The 18,762-nt window shown below is 44.2% G+C and carries 21 protein-coding genes; 12 read left to right on the plus strand and 9 right to left on the minus strand.

Translation table 11 applies throughout. The features are described from left to right. Positions 1-40: 40 nt before the first annotated feature. From NC796_RS02380 to NC796_RS02410, 7 genes are all read right to left on the minus strand, one after another. Entirely contained in the window at positions 41-874 is an 834-nt protein-coding gene (locus NC796_RS02380) for a cytochrome c (protein ID WP_310681748.1), read from the minus strand. A gap of 7 nt (positions 875-881) precedes the next feature. Next, positions 882-1,109 carry a hypothetical protein gene (locus NC796_RS02385; RefSeq protein ID WP_310681750.1) on the minus strand — a complete coding sequence of 76 codons (228 nt, stop codon included), beginning with the start codon at positions 1,107-1,109 and terminating at the stop codon, positions 882-884. A gap of 3 nt (positions 1,110-1,112) precedes the next feature. Then, positions 1,113-2,126, minus strand: coding sequence for a cbb3-type cytochrome c oxidase subunit II (locus tag NC796_RS02390; protein ID WP_310681753.1), 1,014 nt, complete (start codon positions 2,124-2,126; stop codon positions 1,113-1,115). 6 nt (positions 2,127-2,132) lie between these two features. Further along, positions 2,133-3,572 (minus strand): cbb3-type cytochrome c oxidase subunit I, encoded by a 1,440-nt coding sequence (locus tag NC796_RS02395; protein ID WP_310681755.1) that lies wholly within the window; start codon positions 3,570-3,572, stop codon positions 2,133-2,135. Positions 3,573-3,652: 80 nt separating this feature from the next. After that, positions 3,653-3,814: a hypothetical protein gene (locus tag NC796_RS02400; RefSeq protein WP_310681758.1), complete on the minus strand. Its 162-nt coding sequence runs from the start codon at positions 3,812-3,814 to the stop codon at positions 3,653-3,655. Between the two features lie 96 nt (positions 3,815-3,910). Continuing rightward, on the minus strand, positions 3,911-4,162 hold the full coding sequence (locus NC796_RS02405; RefSeq protein WP_310681760.1) for a DUF2249 domain-containing protein: 252 nt from the start codon (positions 4,160-4,162) through the stop codon (positions 3,911-3,913). 68 nt (positions 4,163-4,230) lie between these two features. Next, positions 4,231-4,590 carry a DUF3470 domain-containing protein gene (locus NC796_RS02410; RefSeq protein WP_310681762.1) on the minus strand — a complete coding sequence of 120 codons (360 nt, stop codon included), beginning with the start codon at positions 4,588-4,590 and terminating at the stop codon, positions 4,231-4,233. A gap of 166 nt (positions 4,591-4,756) precedes the next feature. On the opposite strand from NC796_RS02410, the gene NC796_RS02415 reads away from it, so the two are divergent. The 12 genes from NC796_RS02415 to yiaK all read left to right on the plus strand — a co-directional run bounded on the left by NC796_RS02415 (position 4,757) and on the right by yiaK (position 16,636). Further along, on the plus strand, positions 4,757-5,509 hold the full coding sequence (locus NC796_RS02415) for a hypothetical protein (RefSeq protein WP_310681764.1): 753 nt from the start codon (positions 4,757-4,759) through the stop codon (positions 5,507-5,509). Between the two features lie 38 nt (positions 5,510-5,547). Continuing rightward, positions 5,548-6,177 (plus strand): methanogen output domain 1-containing protein, encoded by a 630-nt coding sequence (locus NC796_RS02420; RefSeq protein WP_310681767.1) that lies wholly within the window; start codon positions 5,548-5,550, stop codon positions 6,175-6,177. Positions 6,178-6,216: 39 nt separating this feature from the next. Beyond that, positions 6,217-7,617, plus strand: coding sequence for an NADP-specific glutamate dehydrogenase (gene gdhA / locus NC796_RS02425; RefSeq protein WP_310681771.1), 1,401 nt, complete (start codon positions 6,217-6,219; stop codon positions 7,615-7,617). Positions 7,618-7,661: 44 nt separating this feature from the next. Beyond that, a complete protein-coding gene (locus NC796_RS02430) occupies positions 7,662-8,075 on the plus strand; it encodes an STAS/SEC14 domain-containing protein (RefSeq protein WP_310681773.1) in 414 nt (137 codons plus the stop codon). Between the two features lie 17 nt (positions 8,076-8,092). Then, complete coding sequence (locus NC796_RS02435; RefSeq protein WP_310681776.1) at positions 8,093-9,499, plus strand: MmgE/PrpD family protein; 1,407 nt, start codon at positions 8,093-8,095, stop codon at positions 9,497-9,499. A gap of 4 nt (positions 9,500-9,503) precedes the next feature. Continuing rightward, the gene (locus tag NC796_RS02440) at positions 9,504-10,328 is read left to right on the plus strand and encodes a phosphosulfolactate synthase (protein WP_310681779.1); all 825 of its coding nucleotides are present in this window, start codon (positions 9,504-9,506) and stop codon (positions 10,326-10,328) included. Between the two features lie 115 nt (positions 10,329-10,443). Then, positions 10,444-12,780, plus strand: coding sequence for a 5-methyltetrahydropteroyltriglutamate--homocysteine S-methyltransferase (gene metE / locus NC796_RS02445; RefSeq protein WP_310681781.1), 2,337 nt, complete (start codon positions 10,444-10,446; stop codon positions 12,778-12,780). Positions 12,781-12,853: 73 nt separating this feature from the next. Further along, positions 12,854-13,198, plus strand: a complete 345-nt coding sequence (locus NC796_RS02450) for a carboxymuconolactone decarboxylase family protein (RefSeq protein ID WP_310681784.1) — start codon at positions 12,854-12,856, stop codon at positions 13,196-13,198. Positions 13,199-13,207: 9 nt separating this feature from the next. Continuing rightward, positions 13,208-13,669, plus strand: coding sequence for a carboxymuconolactone decarboxylase family protein (locus NC796_RS02455; RefSeq protein WP_310681786.1), 462 nt, complete (start codon positions 13,208-13,210; stop codon positions 13,667-13,669). Positions 13,670-13,707: 38 nt separating this feature from the next. Next, entirely contained in the window at positions 13,708-14,766 is a 1,059-nt protein-coding gene (locus tag NC796_RS02460) for a hotdog domain-containing protein (RefSeq protein WP_310681789.1), read from the plus strand. A 65-nt stretch (positions 14,767-14,831) separates the two neighbouring features. Then, positions 14,832-15,548 (plus strand): SDR family NAD(P)-dependent oxidoreductase, encoded by a 717-nt coding sequence (locus NC796_RS02465; RefSeq protein ID WP_310681791.1) that lies wholly within the window; start codon positions 14,832-14,834, stop codon positions 15,546-15,548. A gap of 86 nt (positions 15,549-15,634) precedes the next feature. Next, positions 15,635-16,636, plus strand: coding sequence for a 3-dehydro-L-gulonate 2-dehydrogenase (gene yiaK, locus NC796_RS02470; RefSeq protein ID WP_310681794.1), 1,002 nt, complete (start codon positions 15,635-15,637; stop codon positions 16,634-16,636). A gap of 136 nt (positions 16,637-16,772) precedes the next feature. Here yiaK and NC796_RS02475 read toward each other — a convergent pair whose 3' ends face one another. Both NC796_RS02475 and NC796_RS02480 read right to left on the minus strand, forming a co-directional pair. Next, the gene (locus tag NC796_RS02475) at positions 16,773-17,198 is read right to left on the minus strand and encodes an OsmC family peroxiredoxin (protein WP_310681795.1); all 426 of its coding nucleotides are present in this window, start codon (positions 17,196-17,198) and stop codon (positions 16,773-16,775) included. A gap of 62 nt (positions 17,199-17,260) precedes the next feature. After that, positions 17,261-18,382, minus strand: coding sequence for a hypothetical protein (locus NC796_RS02480; RefSeq protein WP_310681796.1), 1,122 nt, complete (start codon positions 18,380-18,382; stop codon positions 17,261-17,263). Positions 18,383-18,762: the final 380 nt, after the last annotated feature.

Consider the following 18,762-nt stretch of genomic DNA (forward strand, 5'->3'; position numbering starts at 1 on the left):
TTATTTAGAGTTAATAATTGAGGTTATAAGTCTGTAATAACTAGTTTGAAGTTCCTTCTGCTCTTACCTTCTGAACTTGTTCAGCTGTTACCGTTGGAGCATCGTTGCCCCAGCTTGTCCGTTCATGATTTACGATAGCAGCCACTTCCTGGTCCGAAAGCTGCTCGGAAAAGGGCGGCATTGCGGCCGAATACTCCACTCCATCAATGGGCTCTCCCTGCATGCCAAATAGGATGATTTCGATATGGCGCGTCGGATCTTCGTCGGTCACGACCGGATCGCCCGCCAGCGGAGGGAAGGCTCCGGCTACTCCCTCTCCATTGTTTTGATGACAACTGGAGCAACTGGTACGATACAGCGTGGCTCCAATATTGGCTTTTGACCGAGGGGCCACTTCACCGGATGGTTGGGGAGTCGCCTGATCCCCGTAAAAAAGACTGTACGTGGGAGAATTGGCAAATTCATCGGGGGCATTCCACTGCTGGGCGATATAAAAGGTGCTCCATGCCACTACCACAAGCAGCAGTACCCACGCCCAGGTCGGGACCGGGGCCGGTGTCTCGGCGCGCGAGGGCTCCCAGTAGGGCTCTTTGGCTCCTCCATACGCGTTTAACAGGATCGGGACCTTTCCATCCAGCGTGTCATTGTCCTGCAGTCCCTCAACATCTATACCGGGGCCGTTCCGCACTTCGAACGGTATGGTTCGAACCCCCTTGTGGCCGGTGGCGTCGGTGGCCACCACTTTTAGGGTGTGTGGCCCATCTTCCAGCTGCGTGGTGTCTAGCTCAAACCGCACCGGGGGGCGGTAGGAGACAATGGGTTCTTCCTGGTCATCCAGATATACATGAATCAAGTTACTATTGTCTTCAGCCATAGTATCTTCAGTTGGATTGATCTTCTAAAATCTTGCGCTTTATATGATCTTCCGATTGTTCCCCCGGCCAGATAAACCATTTGATAGTGTAGTACACGACTCCGATCACTATTAGTGAAGAGATAATTAGTACAAGGTAATAGAGCGGTCCGTCCGGCGGGGCATATTCCCGGCCTTCACTGGAAGTGGAAAATTCTGTGGCTTTCTGCAAGAGTGTTATTATCAGCGGTATCATCGGTTATTCGTCAGCTTGTATTTGGTTTAAGTCTTCATCATTGCGCACTTCTGCCACATCCTCGGCCGTAATGGTCGGGGCGTTGTTCCCCCAGCTGGTCCGCTCATGGTTGATTACGGCCGCTACTTCTTCGTCGGACAGCATTTCACCGAATGGCTGCATGATGCCCTGGTACTCTGTCCCTTCGATAGGTACCCCCTGCATGCCGTATAGCACGATGCGAATATGATCGGTGGGATCCTCGTCCGTAACAACCGGATCGCCGGCCAGCGGGGGAAAGGCCCCCTGCACGCCTTGCCCATTCTGTTGGTGGCAGGATGCACAGTTATTGGCGTATATCGTTGCTCCGTCGATCTTCTTTCTTGCTGCCTGGGCTGCAACTGAGTCTGCCTTTGCTTGTTGCGCTGCGCTTGGCTCGGCATCCATTGGTACCTGATCCAGGGATTGCAGATAGGCAACAAGCGCCTCCGCACGTTCGGTGGCGACAACCTGACCTTCTTCCGGGCCATATCTGCCCGGCATGGAGATCACCGTCGCATCTTCGGAAGGATTCTCTTCAATACTGAACAGCCAGGGATAGGATGGCATGATCGATTCCTCGACGACCGACCGAGGATTGTACAGGTGCATATAGTGCCATACAGCGCTCGGCTGGCGCTGCCCCACACTGCTCAGGTCGGGACCGGTTCGCTCGCTCCCCAGTACGGCGGGCGTCTGTCGCCACAGGTCCTGCCGACCGATACGGGCATAGTCGCCGGGAGCCGAAGGGCGTCCCCAGTTTTCATCCATTTCAATAGGGCGCACCTGCTGCGTATGGCAATACACACACCCCTCGCTGATAAATACGTTGAGGCCCTTCTGCTGGAGCTCGGTCATCGGTTCGCTGGCCGGCAGAGGCTCGTTTTGCTGCTGCACCCACAGGGCGGGAAATACGGCAATTAGCAGGCTGAGGAAAATGAATCCCCAGAATACAACACCAAACAATAGCTTGTGATTTTTATGGAAATTGAGCTTCATAATCAGTTAGGCAGTTTTCGATTCGGTAGTTTCTGCGATTTCGCCCTGGGCGGTAGGTCGCATTTTCCAGACGTTGTAGGCGAATATCAGGTGAGAGATAAACATCATGGTGCCGCCTACGGCTCTCCACACCCAGTACGGGGTCATCAGCGTGACCGACTCCATAAATGATTCACTGGCGATCCAGCTGAGTCCCTGCAGCGTACCTCCGATCATCAGGGGGATGCTGTACACCAGCACGCCGATAAGGGCCAGCCAAAAGTGAGCCCCAACCGCAAATTGTGGAGGTTCGTTGCCGGTCATCCTGGGGATAAGACCATAGATTCCTCCCCAAATCAGGAAAGCGACAAACCCGTACATACTCATATGTGAGTGAGCAACAGTAAAGTTGGTAAAGTGCCAGACCTTATTCAGGGATCGAAATGCTTCCAGGGTTCCCTGGTAGGAGACAATTGCATAGAATATGACCCCAACCAGGATAAAGGGAAGTGAGTAGCTTCGTGCGATGGACCGCCACTTGCCGCGCATCGTCAACAGGAAATTCCCTGTACCTGCGGTAACGGGAACGATCATGCCTACGCTGAATACTATGGCCACGGTCTGGATCCACCAGGGGATGGGGCTAAAGACAAAGTGGTGTGACCCGATCATCGTGTAGAATACCATCTGCGTCCAGAATGCCAGCACACCCAGCGAGTAGGAATAGATCGGCCGGTTCAGCAGTTTGGGAAGGAAGTAGTAGGTCAAGCCCAGCACCATCGGGGTAAACCACTGTCCCACGCCCTGGTGCATGTAATAGCCCTGGATCACCGTTTGGCTTATCCCATCCTCTTGATAACCCGGTAGGTAGGCAATGCTCACCAGGATGATGGTCCAGAGGCAGGCGGCCAGGATATACCAGTTGGAAATGTAAATTTCCTTCACATTCCGATCAGCAATTGTCTTATACAAATTATAAGCCACCAGGATAAGCCCGAATGCAAAGAACGCAAAAATGGGCCAGATGATCTCGCGGTACTCCTGCGCGCCGTTGTTAATACCGGCCATCAGGCTGATTACGCCAAAAAACACGGCTATATTCATAAGGCCAAGGCTCGTCCACCCCAGCCGGTAGCTGTAGAGCTCACGCTGGCTGGTTCTGGGTACTACATACAGGGCTAGTGCAATCATGGCTTGAGAAAGGAATCCCCAGAACAAAACGTTGGTATGTACGGGACGAAGTCTTCCGAAGGAAAGCCAGGAAATAGTATCTATTTCCGGCCAGACGAATTTAAATCCTACATATTCTCCAACGAGTGTTCCGAATACCAACCAGAAGGCGGAAAAAGCAACATAGGAAAAAATGAGCCGGATCGATTGCAGCGAGGTGTCAATTCGCTCACCGGCCTTGGCTTTTTCAACCGTTAAGGGTCGTTCAACTGAAAGTACTGCAGACGGTTTATTCATAATGGTAAACTATTATCATCAAAGAGTTAGATTCTATAATGATTGCATAACGGATTGCTTTTGCTTAAGCATAGTAAGGATCAATTGGAAGAGGACGCCCCCAGGAAAAGCAGAATCCCCAGCACGTTACCCTTGCTCCCGATTTTTCGGACTACCGGCCACCAAATCAGATCTCCAATCACTCGGGCCAATAGGAATCCGTGAAGAACAATTGTCGTTCGATCTAAAGCTGATAAATCCATAATCTTTCTAACAGTATTGACTAGAAGGGAGGAACCCCCTGAGCGAGCACCTTTGCAAAAGCTGACCTCTATCTGGAAAAGTACCCGCCGCGGGGGTCATTGGTGGCAACCAGCCTTTTTATGGATGCGTATTTTCCATTTGTCGAGACCGTCCTCCAAGTATTCCCAGCTAAATTTAGCCTCCCCATATTCAGTATCCATTTGGTTGCGAAACTGTTTAGAGTCATAATCACTGATAATTACAAAAGACTCTCCCACTTTTAGGTCTTTGAATCTTTTAGAAATTGTAGAATATTTTTCCCGAAGTGGAATTGTACGTATATCTAGTTCTTCTTTGGTTATTATCATTGTTTTAGGGTTTAGAATTTAATCGATTAGAATACGATATGGTATGCTAGGAAGCTTCGAGTATATTTTTAGTCTACGGGCTTTGCCTCACCATTCCAGCTTTCGACCAAGTACTCACGCTTATGCTTACGTTGGCCCCATTCTTCGGCATCGGGCAAGGGGTCTTTTACTTCATTGATAATATGGGCTGCCCACTCTTCAGAAAGACGGTCATTGAGTTCGATGTATTCCTCCCACTTCATCGGCACTTCGTCATCGGGATAGATGGCATCCACAGGACATTCCGGCACGCAGGCATCACAATCGATGCAATCAAAGGGATCGATCACCAGGAAATTAGGCCCCTCGCGGAAGGCGTCCACGGGACAGACGGCAGCACAATTGGTGTGCTTGCACTGGACACATGGGTCGGTAACAACGTACGCCATTTCAGTAAGTATTAAACGATTCTCAATTGCTTCAGTGGAAAGGTAGTGGCCTACCAACTCAATTTCAACTATAAAAACGGTTTAAACCAATTTTATTGATTTAATACTCTATTATCCCTACTTTCCAATTGTCTTAAAGAAAGCAACGGAAATGAATCCGATCATTATGAATACACATTCTACCCTAGCAAGCCTGACACCTGATGCCACTATTGCGGAAATTATTTCAGCAGATCAGGAGGCAGGTCAGTTGCTGGCATCCATTGGTATGGAGCCGGCAAGCCACAAAGAAGAAACGTTACGTTCGGTGTGTCAGCAGCTGAAATGGAGCGAAGTAGAGGTGTTAAACTGGGTTAAGAAAAACCGACTTTCAAGAAAGGATCAGAATAAAAAACAGATATCTGATGATAAACCAGATTTTGGTGAAGACATTAACCATTGGTGTAATTACCTCGTGGATGAATATCATCCCCAACTACTCTCTCTGCTTGGTGAGGTGTCCAGTGATTTCCCCCGAATTAGCCAGTTGCACGGCAATCAGTACATCTGGCTGAAATATATGCAATGGCCGCTTGAGAATTTTGATGATAAACTTCAGTTCTATACCTACTTCGAGCACAAAAAATTATTTCCAATTTTTAATAGTCTGAGTGGTGGGAAACGGGATATCTTGGATGGTACTATACAAAAATTAGAGCGTGGCATAGAGATAGTTAAGGAAGACCAGAAGGTTCTGTTGAACTTAATGAATACCATTGAACGGAAAGGAAATCATCTAGAAAATCCAGTGGGGGCCTGTTCAACACTGCGTATCCTCAATTACAACTTAAGAAAACTATTTTCTACCCTTAGAAAGGAATTTGCCATTGAGCAGGAGATTATCATCCCGCTTATTAAAGAGAGGCTAAATTCCATTTAGCCTCTCTTAATCATACTTATAACTCAAATAAGATTATCATGTTTACCGGCTCAAAAAAAGAATTGTTAGATCTAATTAAACGAGAAGGAGCTATCTCTATTGATGATGTGGTTGATCAGGTTGAGCTGGCAAAAACAACAGTTCGAGAGCACTTCTTGCAGCTTGAACGAGATGGGTATATCCAGCGGGATTATGTTCGCTCCGGCCCAGGTAGGCCAAGTCTTCAATACCAGATTACACAAAAAGGAAATAGCCTGTACCCGTCTTATGAGTCAGTTATGATGAGGAAAATGATTAAATATCTCAAATCGAAAGGGGATGATGAAACCATAGAAAATTTCTTCCAGGAATTTTGGCAAGAACGAATCGAGAAAGCTAGGAAATCTATGGATGAAGCCTCTGACATCCAATCAAGGGCTGAGGCTTTAGAGCAAATCTTGGAAGAGGAAGGTTTTATGCCCGAATTCGATATTGATGAGGAAAATGAAGCGCTTACTGTTAAGGAATGCAATTGTCCTTTTAGTGAGGTCGTCAAAGAAACCCAACTGCCATGCAAACTAGAGGCAATGTTTTACAAAAAATTGTTTGAAGGCGATGTCGAACGCACTTCTTACATCGCAGAAGGTGATAATTCTTGTACCTATGATATTTCTTTGAAGGCAAGCTAGCTAATTACTAATACATAATCCCAAGATCACTTTCTCCTGATGGAAGACAAATTCAAGACCAATATTTTAGATAAATCAGCGCTTAAAACAAATGGGACGGTAAATTACAATTCTATAGGCACCTTCTTGACAAGAGTAAAAGAAAAAAATCCTGGTGAAATTGAATTTTATGAAGCGGTTAAGGAAGTCATCGATTCCGTATGGGAGCTGTTGGAAAGGCATCCTAAATATTTGCATTCAAATATATTAGAACGACTTACCGAGCCCGAACGGGTAATCATGTTTCGCGTGCCGTGGACCGATGACCAGGGACATGTTCATATCAATCGTGGCTACCGGGTTGAATTTAATTCTGCCATTGGGCCGTACAAGGGTGGGTTGCGCTTCCATCCGTCAGTAAATCTAGACATTCTCAAGTTCCTTGCCTTTGAACAGACCTTCAAAAACAGTTTAACTACGCTCCCAATCGGGGGCGCCAAGGGTGGTGCCGATTTTGACCCAAAGGGAAAATCAGAAGCAGAGATCATGCGTTTTTGCCAGTCCTTTATGACGGAATTGTATCGGTATATTGGTCCGGCCACCGATATACCCGCCGGAGATATCGGTGTCAGTAGGCGCGAAATAGGATATCTGTTTGGGCAGTACAAGAGGTTGAGCAATGAGTTTAACGGCGTTATGACAGGCAAGGGTGCAGAGTCCGGCGGCAGCCTGCTGCGCCCAGAGGCTACAGGGTATGGGCTGGTCTATTTTGTTAATGAGATGCTTCAAGCCCATAATAAAAGTTTAGAGGGGCAAACAGTTGCCATTTCCGGTTCTGGTAATGTTGCCCAATTTGCAGCAGAGAAATCGCTTCACCTGGGCGGAAAAGTGGTCTCGCTTTCGGACTCTGATGGAACCATTTATGACCCAAAAGGGCTGGATGAAGAGAAGCTGACGTTTGTCAAGCATCTTAAAAATGAGAAACGCGGTCGCATAAGCGAATATGCCAAAAAATACGATGTCACCTACCTGGAGAATCAAACCGCATGGAATATTCCCTGTGACATTGCCCTGCCCTGTGCTACGGAAAACGAAATTGATGAGCAAGATGCCATTGCGCTGGTCGAAAACGGTTGCCGGTGTGTAGCAGAGGGCGCCAACAAACCTTGCCAGCCGGGAGCCGTGCAGGTATTCCTGAAAAATGATCTGCTGTTCGGACCGGGAAAAGCAGCTAATGCTGGCGGCGTAGCCGTCTCGCAGTTAGAAATGGCTCAAAATAGTATGCATACGCAATGGTCACGGGCAGAGGTAGATATCAAGCTCCAGGAGATTATGAGCAATATCCATTCGAAATGCATAACCCATGGTGAAGCAGACAGGTCTATCAATTATATCAAAGGGGCCAATATAGCGGGCTTCATTAAAGTAGCTGATGCCATGCTTCAACAGGGATTGGTTTAGCAATTCTAGCGATCCTTTTAAACCAATAATAAATATCCAATACGATGATTGCGATTGATGAAAAGTCCTCTGAAGTACTGGAAGTAAACCTCTCCGAAATATTCAGCCGTGGAGATATAGATCAACTTGCTCCAACGCTTAAGAAGTATGCCCGGAACTCGGTTAAGCCCCGTCTTCTGCTAACTGCAACTGACTTCCAGGGCTGGTATGGAGCTGGTCCGTGGTGGAGTGATCTAAAACTGGATGACGAATGCGACTGCAATGTGGGCTTTCAAAGGATCGCTTTAATTGGAGATCGAATATGGAAGGTTTGGCTGACTACTCTCATTAGCTCGTTTACCTCTTCCGAAATTAAATTTTTTACCCCTGAAAATATTGCTGAAGCACGCAAATGGCTGAATAGTATAATAATACTATCAAATCGGACCAAGAAAATTAACGTAATTCTAATCAGATAACTGGCAAAGGTGAAGTCATGGTGGTACATGATTTAGCAACATTTGTTAAAAACGCAGACTACGAAGATTTATCCGAACAGGCTGTTAAACAGCTAAAAATAAGATTGCTCGATTCCCTTGGCACTGCAATCGGAGCAATAGAAGGCCCTCCCGTTCAAGCTATACGGAGTATGATCGATGACTACCTGGGCGGTACACAATTATCTACGCTTATCGGAGGAGGAAAAACAACCCCTGAACGTGCGGCGCTATACAACAGCGCTCTCGTGCGCTACCTGGATTTTAACGACAGTTATTTGGCCAAAGGGGAAACATGCCATCCCAGTGATAACATCGGTTCAATTCTGGCGGCTGGAGAAAACACAGATATAATCGGAAAAGAGTTCTTAACATCGTTAGCTATAGCATACCAAATACAATGCCGGTTAAGTGATGAGGCACCGGTCCGGGACAAAGGCTTTGATCACACCACGCAAGGATCTTATGCCGTGGCCGCGGGAGTATCCCGGGCATTAGGACTGGATGAAGAGCAAACGGCCAATGCCATAGCGATAGCCGGAACGGCACTAAATGCCCTGCGGGTAACCCGCACGGGAGCACTCTCCAATTGGAAAGGACTGGCGTACCCGCATACCGCCTTCGGGGGAACCCATGCAGCGCTGATGGCAAAGCACGGGATTACCGGACCACCAGCCGTATTTGAAGGCAACAAGGGCTTTATGGATTCCATTGCCGGCAAATTCTCCATTGATTGGCAAAATGAGGACCTGGAGCGTGTTACCAATACGATTATTAAAAAATACAACGCCGAGATTCATTCCCAATCATCTATTGAGGGAATGATAGAATTGAAAAAGCAGCACTGCTTTACGGCTGAGGAAGTCATGAAAATTGATATCGAGATCTTTGATGTGGCCTATCACATCATCGGCGGCGGAGAAGAAGGTGACAAGACTGTTGTCCGGACTAAAGAAGAAGCCGACCATAGCCTGCAGTACATGGTTTCTGCCGCCTTGTTGGATGGGCAGGTTTTGCCTGAACAATATCGACCAAACCGCATTGAAGCCGCTGACATCCAGTCGCTGCTGCAAAAAGTAGAGGTCACTCCCAGGCAGGAATATAGTGATCGTTTTCCCGATGAAATGCCTGTAAAAATCACCGTGCACTTGATGAATGGTCAGAAACATGAGATAGAAAAGCAAGATTATGAAGGCTTTCACACGCGTCCAATGAATTGGGATACGGTCACCCAAAAATTTATTGGTCTTGCCGAACCTTATACCTCTCAAAAGCTGAGAGAACGGATTGTTAACACCGTCCAGGATCTCGAAAATCATTCAATTAGGGAACTAACAAATTTACTGCAAAAAGTTGAGCTCGTATCCCACGTTTCCACAAATCAAAAAGAAGAATTAAAGAGGTAGCATTTTGAGCGAAGAAAAGACATTCGACTTTCTCAACAAAAATGAACGAGCTTCCAAACCCCGGACAACCGGTGTTACTGAAATACGCGGTCCATACTATGCCGTCATGGGCAAACGATATCTTCAAGATATTATGGAGACGATGAGTGAACATGTGGATTCGCTGAAATTCTCCGGTGGATCATTTTCCATCATGCCGAAAGAATCCGTTACCGAGCTTATTAGTATTGCCCATAAACATGATGTATTGGTTTCTACCGGTGGTTTTATGGAATACGTGCTTACGCAGGGCAAAGAGGCCGTGGACAAGTACATCAATACCTGTAAGGATTACGGTTTTGATATCATCGAACTTTCGGCAGGATTCATAACCCTTCCCACAGACGACTGGCTTCGTCTGATTGAAAAAGTCCAACAAGCAGGACTTAAAGCCAAACCTGAGATTGGCATTCAGTTTGGTGCCGGTGGAGATACAGCCAAAGGAGAATTGGAATCCGAAGGCACACTGGATACCGGTTACGCCATCAAGCAGGCTAAGCGCTTTGTGGATGCCGGAGCGTACATGATCATGATCGAGTCAGAGGGAATCACAGAGAATGCGGATCCATGGCGAACAGACGTTCCCGCACAGTTTATTAATGAGATTGGCCTTGAGAAATTAATGTTTGAGGCAGCTGATCCAGAAGTATTTGCATGGTACATCAAAAACTATGGGCCAGAGGTAAACATCTTTGTCGATCACAGTCAGATTGTTCAGCTCGAAACGCTGCGCCGCGGCATTTGGGGTGCCAAGAGCCTGTGGGGCCGCGTGCTAACATATAAAGACTAACCCCACTCTTTCCTATTTAGGTCTCTAATTTAACTCTCAGATCTGTCAGATCACTTCTATCTGGTAGATCTGGATACATTTGAACAACTCAATCAGATAATATTTAGAGTAATATATGCTAACTCATAACCTAGGATATCCACGCATAGGCGTTGAAAGACAATTAAAAAAAATAGTTGAATCATATTGGAAGGGTGAAATAGAGAAGAAAAAATTAGTCCAGTCTACTAAACAGCTTCGGGTTGAACACTGGGCCCGGCAAAAGGAGGCCGGAATTGATTTAGTGCCGTCAAACGATTTTTCACTCTATGACCAGGTGCTTGATACAGCAATGCTGGTTGGTGCTATTCCAGATCGTTTCCAGGATCTATTGGGTGGTGAGGATGATAAAGGCCAAGGCTATCCTATCGATACCTATTTTGCTATGGCTCGCGGGATTCAAGACGATGCTCATGATCTATCTGCGATGGAAATGACCAAGTGGTTCAATACAAATTACCACTACATTGTGCCTGAATTTACGGCTGATCAAGAATTCAAACCAATCTCGACCAAAATTTTTGATGAATATGAGGAGGCAAAATCAAAAGGAATCATAACAAAACCAGTACTTATTGGTCCTGTTAGTTTTCTACTGTTGGGCAAAGAGAAGAACAACGCTGACAATTTTCACCGTTTGGATCTGTTGGAAAAATTACTGCCTGTTTATCAAAACATATTATCCAGACTTCAACAGATCGGAGCAGAATGGGTTCAAATAGAAGAACCATTCCTGTCTTTAGATCTGGATAATAAAATTAAGAATGCTTTTGAGGTAGCTTACAGAAAACTCGCTGAAAATAGAACACCCCTCAAACTGCTGCTAACAACTTATTTCGAAGGATTAGGCGATAACCTTGATCTAACATGTGGGCTGCCAGTAGAAGGACTTCATATCGATTTGGTAGAAGCTCCCAACCAGCTGGATAGCGTACTGAAGAATATTGGTGATTCGACAAACCTATCCCTTGGGCTGATTGATGGTCGGAATATATGGAAAACTGACCTTGAACAAGCTGTGGGCGTTATTATGCGGACAAAAAAAGTGATTGGAAGTGACCGCCTGTTGATTGGACCTTCCAGTTCACTTCTTCATTGTCCGATAGATTTAGAGAAAGAGACTGACGAGAAAACGCTACCAGTTGAAGTGAAGCGCTGGATGGCATTTGCTGATCAGAAACTGGAGGAGTTAGCTCTCCTGAAAAAAATAGTCGCAAAAGACTTGACGGATCAGGAGCGAAGTAAAGTACGAGAACATCAAACTGATTTAGCAAATAAGCAGAATTCAACATTGGTTCATAATCCCGATGTACAACAGCGGATGGAGAATCTTGATGAGGATATTCTGCATCGCAACAGTCCTTACAAACAGCGCAGAAGGAAACAACAAAAACATCTGAATCTCCCCGAACAGTTCCCGACTACCACCATAGGATCTTTCCCGCAAACAAAAGAGGTTCGCCAGTGGCGAGCTGATTATCGTAAAGGGCACTTATCTCAAAAAGAATATGAAAAAAAAATTAAAGGGGCTACGAAGGATCTCATTCACAAACAGGACAAACTAGGGCTTGACTTGTTAGTCCATGGGGAATTTGAACGTAATGACATGGTCGAATATTTCGGCGAACACTTTTCCGGCTTTGCCTTTACCCAAAATGGCTGGGTTCAGAGTTATGGAACCCGGGGTGTAAAGCCTCCTATTATTTATGGTGATGTTAATCGACCTGAGGCGATTACGGTAAAGTGGTCAACATATGCGCAGTCAAAAACAGATAAACCGGTAAAAGGAATGCTGACCGGTCCGGTAACTATTCTACAGTGGTCTTTTCCGCGGGATGATCAGCCCCGATCTGATACGGCTAAACAGATTGCGCTGGCTATCCGTGACGAAGTGTCCGACCTTGAAGAAGCAGGTATTTCAGCTATTCAAATTGATGAGCCTGCGTTTCGGGAAGGGCTACCATTACGTCGCATTGACTGGGATCATTACCTGACCTGGGCTGTTGATGCCTTCCGTCTGGCATCAACCGTAGTGGATGATCGCACGCAGATCCATACCCACATGTGTTATTCAGAGTTCAATGACATTATTGAACATATCGCCCGCCTGGATGCGGATGTCATTTCCATGGAAACATCACGTTCCCAGATGGAGCTGCTGGATGCATTTGTAGACTTTGATTACCCCAATGCAATCGGTCCTGGTGTCTATGATATCCATTCACCCCGTGTACCTTCTACCGAAGAGATGGTAGCCCTGTTAGAAAAAGCTGTAAATGTTCTTCCACCCGAACAAATGTGGGTAAATCCAGACTGTGGCCTTAAAACGCGTGGTTGGGAAGAAACCCTTCCATCTCTTAAGAACATGGTACGAGCAGCAATAAAGATGCGTGAAAAACTATCCAAGGTATAAAATGAATCTCGCAAGAACGCGAGTATGTGTCATTCACAAATCCTAATCTGAATAATTCAAAACATTAAAAACAATGAGTAATAATCACCAAGTATTTCCACCCGCAACACCGGAAATGTCTAAAAAGCGTGCAGACCTCGCCCCTGACCAGGTCAAAGCGTTCAGAAACTTTAGTAAAGTAGTATTTCAAGAAGGAGCATTAGATGAGAAAACCAAACAGCTTATCGCTGTAGCAGTGGCCCATGTCACCCAATGTCCCTACTGCATTAAAGGACATACAAAGCAGGCAAAACAAAAAGGAGCCACGAATGAAGAGCTCATGGAAGCATTATGGGTGGCCGCAGAAATGAGAGCAGGTGGTTCATATGCGCATGCAGCACTAGCTATCGAAGAAATTGAAAAAATAGACGGTTTATAAGGAAATATAATGGAACAGCGAATTAACTATCAGAAAACTGCACAAAAAGCACTGAAGGGTATGTACGAAATAGAAAAATATATCGCCAACTCAGAGCTAGAAACTCCACTCGTCGAACTAGTAAAGTTACGAGCCTCACAAATTAATGGATGTGCCTATTGTATTGACAAGCATACCAAAGAGGCACGACAAGCTGGAGAAACTGAACAGCGACTTTATACCCTGAATGTTTGGCGGGAAACCTCATTCTTTAGTGACCGTGAACGTGCTGCCCTACGATGGACTGAAGCCTTGACTCGAATTTCAGAAACAGATGTATCTGATGAACTGTATGAGTCGGTTCGAAAATATTTTGCTGAATCCGATCTTATCGCACTGACAATGGTGATTATCGCTATTAACGGCTGGAATCGATTAACCATTAGCTTTCGGAATATCCCCGGTAGTTATAAGCCTGAACTTGTTCAGTAATTCTATAAATATGGGGAATAATTCTATCCAATATTATTATGACGAATAAGATAAAAGATAAAGCGATGAGACCGATTGACACTGCCATGGAACGAACACTTCCATTTAGCAAAGATCCAAAGCTTCGGCGCAGATTTATGATCCTGGATAAAGAGATTCCGGGAAATATCAGATGGGGACGCCTGCTCGAAGAGTTGGACAAAATGGCCGAAGATGTAGCCTTAAAATATGTACGCCAGTTCGATCCCAAAGGTCGGGTCGTTACCGCAGCGGTTGATGATATTGCCCTGCACGTCCCGGGTGATATAAATGAAGATGCCTATCTGCGTGCCCGCATCAATTATGTGGGACGCACCTCCATGGAGGTAGGTATTCGTGTGGACCAAGATAAAGAGGCCAAACACTCGCTGGCAGCTTGCTATTTTACCATGGTTGCCCGGAAAGGTCATGGTGAGGCGGCGAAAAGCTTGCCAATACCTTCGCTTAATTATGAAAGTAAGCTGGAGAAGAAACGCTATGAAAGAGCTATTCAGCGGCGCGAGGCCTACCGTGCCCAGATGAATGCCCTTCAAGAACCGCCGAGTAAAGAAGAATTCAACCACCTGCGGGACCTACATAATGCTCAGCAGAAAGAAGATTTTGATGGACTCCTGGCGGGGGAGCTGGTGCGCAGCAACTGGGAACGTATGTATCCCGAACAGGAGAATGTACCCCAAAAAATATTTGGTGGATATGTTATACGCCGTGCGTTTGAACTGGCACTAATGCATGCTGAGAATCTGGCACCTGATCGTCCGGTTTTTGTACGTGTGAACCGAATTAATTTCCTGCAACCCATTCGTATTGGCGACAAGCTGGACTTTACCAGCCGCATCGTCTATACGGGCAATACCTCGTTGACAGTAGAAATTGATATAGAGCGTACCAGTATGGATGAGGAGACGCATGCCTTGTCGAATACCTGCGTGTTTACCTTTGTAAATGTAGATGAGAATATGCAACCACAACCTGTGCCCAAAGTATATCCTTCTACCTATGATGAAGATGAGCGGTATTTAAAGGCGTATCGTCGTAGAAAAGAACATCTTGATTCATGATCATTTATTTTATTACCAGATGTTATGGGAAATTTAAAAGAATATAAGACAACCCTAATCTTACTATGAATCTAAAGTCAAATACAGCTATTGTAACTGGTGCCAGTAAAGGACTGGGGACGGCCTGTTCTAAAGCTCTAGTCCGTAAAGGAACTACCGTTTTTGGATTGGCCAGAAGCCTTGAATCCCTAAAAAATATTCAAAGTATGCTTGGCAGCCAATTTATACCTGTTCAAATGGATATAACTGCCCCGAAGTCAATCAGGCATTGGGTGGATAAGACTTTTTCTGATGATTTACTACCAGATATATTGATCAATAATGCGGGTTGCGGTCATTTCGGAAAGGTCGATGAAATGAACTCTGAACAATGGCGCCAGCTAATCGATACAAACATCAATGGTATACTTGATCTGACCTCTTGTATTGTTCCTTTAATGAAACGAAGTACTGAGGGCTCGCATATCCTTAATATTGGTTCAGTTTTGGGCATTTTGGGTAATGCTGGAAAGTCAGGCTATTGCGCATCGAAATTTGCAGTTCGTGGATTCAGCGAAGCACTTTTTAAAGAGCTTAGATACAATGGGATAAAAGTTACGTGCATCAATCCTGGATCTATAGATACTAATTTTTTCGAGGATGCAGGAATTACGCCTCATAAACATATGCTTCAGCCTAAGGATATAGCCAACACAATTATACATATTTTAGAAACACCAGATAATATGTTGATAAATGAAGTTACAATGCGGCCGCTAAATCCCAAGCCACCTAAAGATTAGCTGTAGCGTTCTCTATTCTAAATTTTGTTCTTAAGTAGCGATTAACCATTTGAGTATAAGCTATTGTAAAATCCAATCATTCTATTATGAGACGAAGTTTTAAAGAAATTTACGAGAAGCTTTTCCAAATTTTAAGGGAATTTGATTTCCCTGAAGACCGAGCCCGCTTGATCGCCCATACGCATACCCAATCGAGCTGTGATGGCGTCTATTCGCATGGACTCAATCGCTTTCCACTCTTTATAGATTATGTTGAACGTGGACTGATCAACATAGCTGCCGAGCCGGAAAAAATGGGCTCTTTTGGGGCCCTTGAGCGATGGGATGGAAAACTGGCCCCCGGTGTTTCTAATGCCCATCAGTGTATGGAGCGTGCAATGGAACTTGCAAAGGACTATACATTGGGTTGTGTTGCACTTCGGAATACCAACCACTGGATGCGCGGCGGTACCTACGGATGGCAAGCAGCTGATGCAGGGAAAATTGCTGTATGCTTCACAAATACAAAACCCAATATGCCCCCCTGGGGAGGCCGGGAAAACCGGATTGGAAATAATCCCTTCGTTATTGCCATTCCTAGAACAGAAGGACATGTAGTGTTGGATATGGCTACCTCTCAATTTTCACTGGGGAAAATGAATGCCTATAAGCTCAACAACAAACAGCTTCCCTTTGCTGGCGGCTGGGATGAGGATGGGAATCTAACGAAAGATCCAGAAAAAATACTTGACACGGGCCATGCCCTGCCAACTGGCTACTGGAAGGGCTCAGCACTGACAATCGTATTGGACATGTTAGCCGCCCTTCTTTCTGATGGGAAACCAACCCATAAAATTGATGAAGATAAGGAGATCGGTATTTCTCAGATTTTTATCTGTATCGACCCTTCAACGTTTTCGAATCCTAATGTAAAGGATCTATTATTGGATGAAATTATTCATCATGTTCACGATGTGTCTCCGATGAATCAAGGAGACCGTACCTACTATCCCGGGGAGCGTACGCTGGCTACCCGGAAGGATCATCTGGAGCATGGCATTCCGGTTATTGCGTCAGTATGGGAGGATATAATTGAATTGGGGCGATAGATCAAATTTTGATGGTATTATTTCTCTGCCATTTTAATTTGCTAATATAGACACCCACATTCTGGAAACGCTCGATATTATGTTCACCGATGCTACATGTAACCATTATATTGCCAAGTTGATTAATTTAACCCAGCTATATTAGCTTAGCATCTGTCATTACCATTGCTTTATTAAAAAATTTGATGATTGGTGATTTTTCTTCAGCTATCTTGATGCATTCATCAAATTTATTATCAGTTACATTTGGAACTTCAGCTTCAATAAACATTCCAATTCTACTAATAGTAGGTTCAGTTTCTATTACTTCAAATTTTACTAAAACCTTCACTAATATATTGTGAGGTTCATGTGATTCATCCTCAAGCACATTTGCTAATGTCATAGAAAAACAACTTGCCAGAGCAGCCCCTATTAATTCTTCAGGGTTAGTGCCTTTTCCATTTTTAAACCGTGATGAATGTGTATAATAACTTCCGTCAGAATTGCTATTCAACTTTGCAAACCCAATTCCATTATAGAGGTCATATGACCAAGTAGCTTTAGATATTCGTATTGGCATAATTTATAGGTATTAAATAAGTATTGAGAATATATTTAAGAGAGGTGCTGTTGTAAACCCGCTTACCGAGTTCTCTTGGAAAAAACTATTGGATCTGCATTAAAAAAGGTCTTAATAAAGCTTATAAATGATCCAGCAAATAATATTACTATAGAAGCGGTAATCCCATAAGCCCCTGGTACAACCAGTATTGGAACATCCCATACCTTTCCTATAACATTAGCAATCAAGGAAACTTGAAATAATACGAAAGGAATGAGTAGATACTCGCTAAAACTTACCCTTTGGCCTTTACTTGTAGGATACCATCTATTCCAAAAAGCAACTAAAGTATTCAATACAAATCCCAGAAAGATCATTTCAATCCACACGGCCTCAAAATCAGTATTTCCAGGATATTTAAAGTAAAGCCCAGAAATGCTACTAATAGCAAGCCAGAAATATGAGGCCATGCTAAATAAACTACTATATGAGTATAGCCCGATACCGTCGGTTTGCAGCTCTTTTTTTAATAAATATAGAGCTTGGATTAATAGAATGTAAAAGACAATTACCCATCCAGAAGTGTGTAGGATGTGTGTTAGTGCTGCTCCCGATAGCCACATGAAAACCAGTATGGCTAAGAATGGCTGTCTATTTTTATATCGAGAATATCGATCACTTAATAATTCTTCAGCACATACTGATAAAATAGAAAAGCCGATCCACCATACAATTATTTCATTTAAAGGCAGTTCCTCTTTAAATAATACATTTCCAATAAATAGCGAAAATGAGCTTAAAACATAAATCAAGGTGCCCAACCTTACCTCAGATTGGAACTTTCTAGTAGCTACAAAAAATAAGAAAATACTTGCCACTACTGATAAATATTTCCCCAGAATCGAGTAATCTAACAAGATCAAAATTATGGAGAATACCATAAAAAGAGGTGCCAGCCAGGTCCAACTTTCATTGAGGGTTAATGAATTTCTGAGGCTAACTAATACTCCCACCCCAAGATTAATCATTAATATGATATCTGCTCTTAGGCGTACTGAGCCATAAAGTAATAGTTCTAATTGGTAGAAAACTAAACCGACAAATAAACTTGAAGCAATGATCATAAGTAAAAATGCCAAGTTTATTTCAGTTGATATATTTCTATACACACCTGATTTAAACATAGTTCTTACACGGGCCAAGGGTTGATTGATAGAATTGTTTATTGAAGGGTGCAGAGAGTAGCCTGGAGTAATTTATTTAAACACTATGTAAAGCCTCATCATCTTCAATGAGGAAGCTAACTAGTGCTTAAACTACTGGAGTGTTTATACACCGAGGCTATCCTGCACCCATTTTTGTAGTAAACCCTTGCTAAGTAGATTTAGCTATTGAATAATAGTTTAACTGACTCATGAGAAATGGGGAACCAACTAAAATTCACTTCACAAACTAATAGAAAAGTAGAACCACTTTTATTTGTTAAGCTTCTTAAAATGAGATTCACACAAATCTGCAATAGAGTAGTATAAATTTGTATTCAGATAACAAATTTACTTGAGCTAAATCATAGGAAGGATTT

It is taken from the genome of Aliifodinibius sp. S!AR15-10 (genome assembly GCF_031569985.1).
Lineage (GTDB): Bacteria > Bacteroidota > Rhodothermia > Balneolales > Balneolaceae > JAMQKA01.

What these genes read in the sequence shown, in the direction of transcription:
- NC796_RS02380 (WP_310681748.1), bottom strand. Translation starts at nt 874, where the DNA reads ATGGCTGAAGACAATAGTAACTTGATTCATGTATATCTGGATGACCAG.
- NC796_RS02385 (WP_310681750.1), bottom strand. Translation starts at nt 1,109, where the DNA reads ATGATACCGCTGATAATAACACTCTTGCAGAAAGCCACAGAATTTTCC.
- NC796_RS02390 (WP_310681753.1), bottom strand. Translation starts at nt 2,126, where the DNA reads ATGAAGCTCAATTTCCATAAAAATCACAAGCTATTGTTTGGTGTTGTA.
- NC796_RS02395 (WP_310681755.1), bottom strand. Translation starts at nt 3,572, where the DNA reads ATGAATAAACCGTCTGCAGTACTTTCAGTTGAACGACCCTTAACGGTT.
- NC796_RS02400 (WP_310681758.1), bottom strand. Translation starts at nt 3,814, where the DNA reads ATGGATTTATCAGCTTTAGATCGAACGACAATTGTTCTTCACGGATTC.
- NC796_RS02405 (WP_310681760.1), bottom strand. Translation starts at nt 4,162, where the DNA reads ATGATAATAACCAAAGAAGAACTAGATATACGTACAATTCCACTTCGG.
- NC796_RS02410 (WP_310681762.1), bottom strand. Translation starts at nt 4,590, where the DNA reads ATGGCGTACGTTGTTACCGACCCATGTGTCCAGTGCAAGCACACCAAT.
- NC796_RS02415 (WP_310681764.1), top strand. Translation starts at nt 4,757, where the DNA reads ATGAATACACATTCTACCCTAGCAAGCCTGACACCTGATGCCACTATT.
- NC796_RS02420 (WP_310681767.1), top strand. Translation starts at nt 5,548, where the DNA reads ATGTTTACCGGCTCAAAAAAAGAATTGTTAGATCTAATTAAACGAGAA.
- gdhA (WP_310681771.1), top strand. Translation starts at nt 6,217, where the DNA reads ATGGAAGACAAATTCAAGACCAATATTTTAGATAAATCAGCGCTTAAA.
- NC796_RS02430 (WP_310681773.1), top strand. Translation starts at nt 7,662, where the DNA reads ATGATTGCGATTGATGAAAAGTCCTCTGAAGTACTGGAAGTAAACCTC.
- NC796_RS02435 (WP_310681776.1), top strand. Translation starts at nt 8,093, where the DNA reads ATGGTGGTACATGATTTAGCAACATTTGTTAAAAACGCAGACTACGAA.
- metE (WP_310681781.1), top strand. Translation starts at nt 10,444, where the DNA reads ATGCTAACTCATAACCTAGGATATCCACGCATAGGCGTTGAAAGACAA.
- NC796_RS02450 (WP_310681784.1), top strand. Translation starts at nt 12,854, where the DNA reads ATGAGTAATAATCACCAAGTATTTCCACCCGCAACACCGGAAATGTCT.
- NC796_RS02455 (WP_310681786.1), top strand. Translation starts at nt 13,208, where the DNA reads ATGGAACAGCGAATTAACTATCAGAAAACTGCACAAAAAGCACTGAAG.
- NC796_RS02460 (WP_310681789.1), top strand. Translation starts at nt 13,708, where the DNA reads ATGACGAATAAGATAAAAGATAAAGCGATGAGACCGATTGACACTGCC.
- NC796_RS02465 (WP_310681791.1), top strand. Translation starts at nt 14,832, where the DNA reads ATGAATCTAAAGTCAAATACAGCTATTGTAACTGGTGCCAGTAAAGGA.
- yiaK (WP_310681794.1), top strand. Translation starts at nt 15,635, where the DNA reads ATGAGACGAAGTTTTAAAGAAATTTACGAGAAGCTTTTCCAAATTTTA.
- NC796_RS02475 (WP_310681795.1), bottom strand. Translation starts at nt 17,198, where the DNA reads ATGCCAATACGAATATCTAAAGCTACTTGGTCATATGACCTCTATAAT.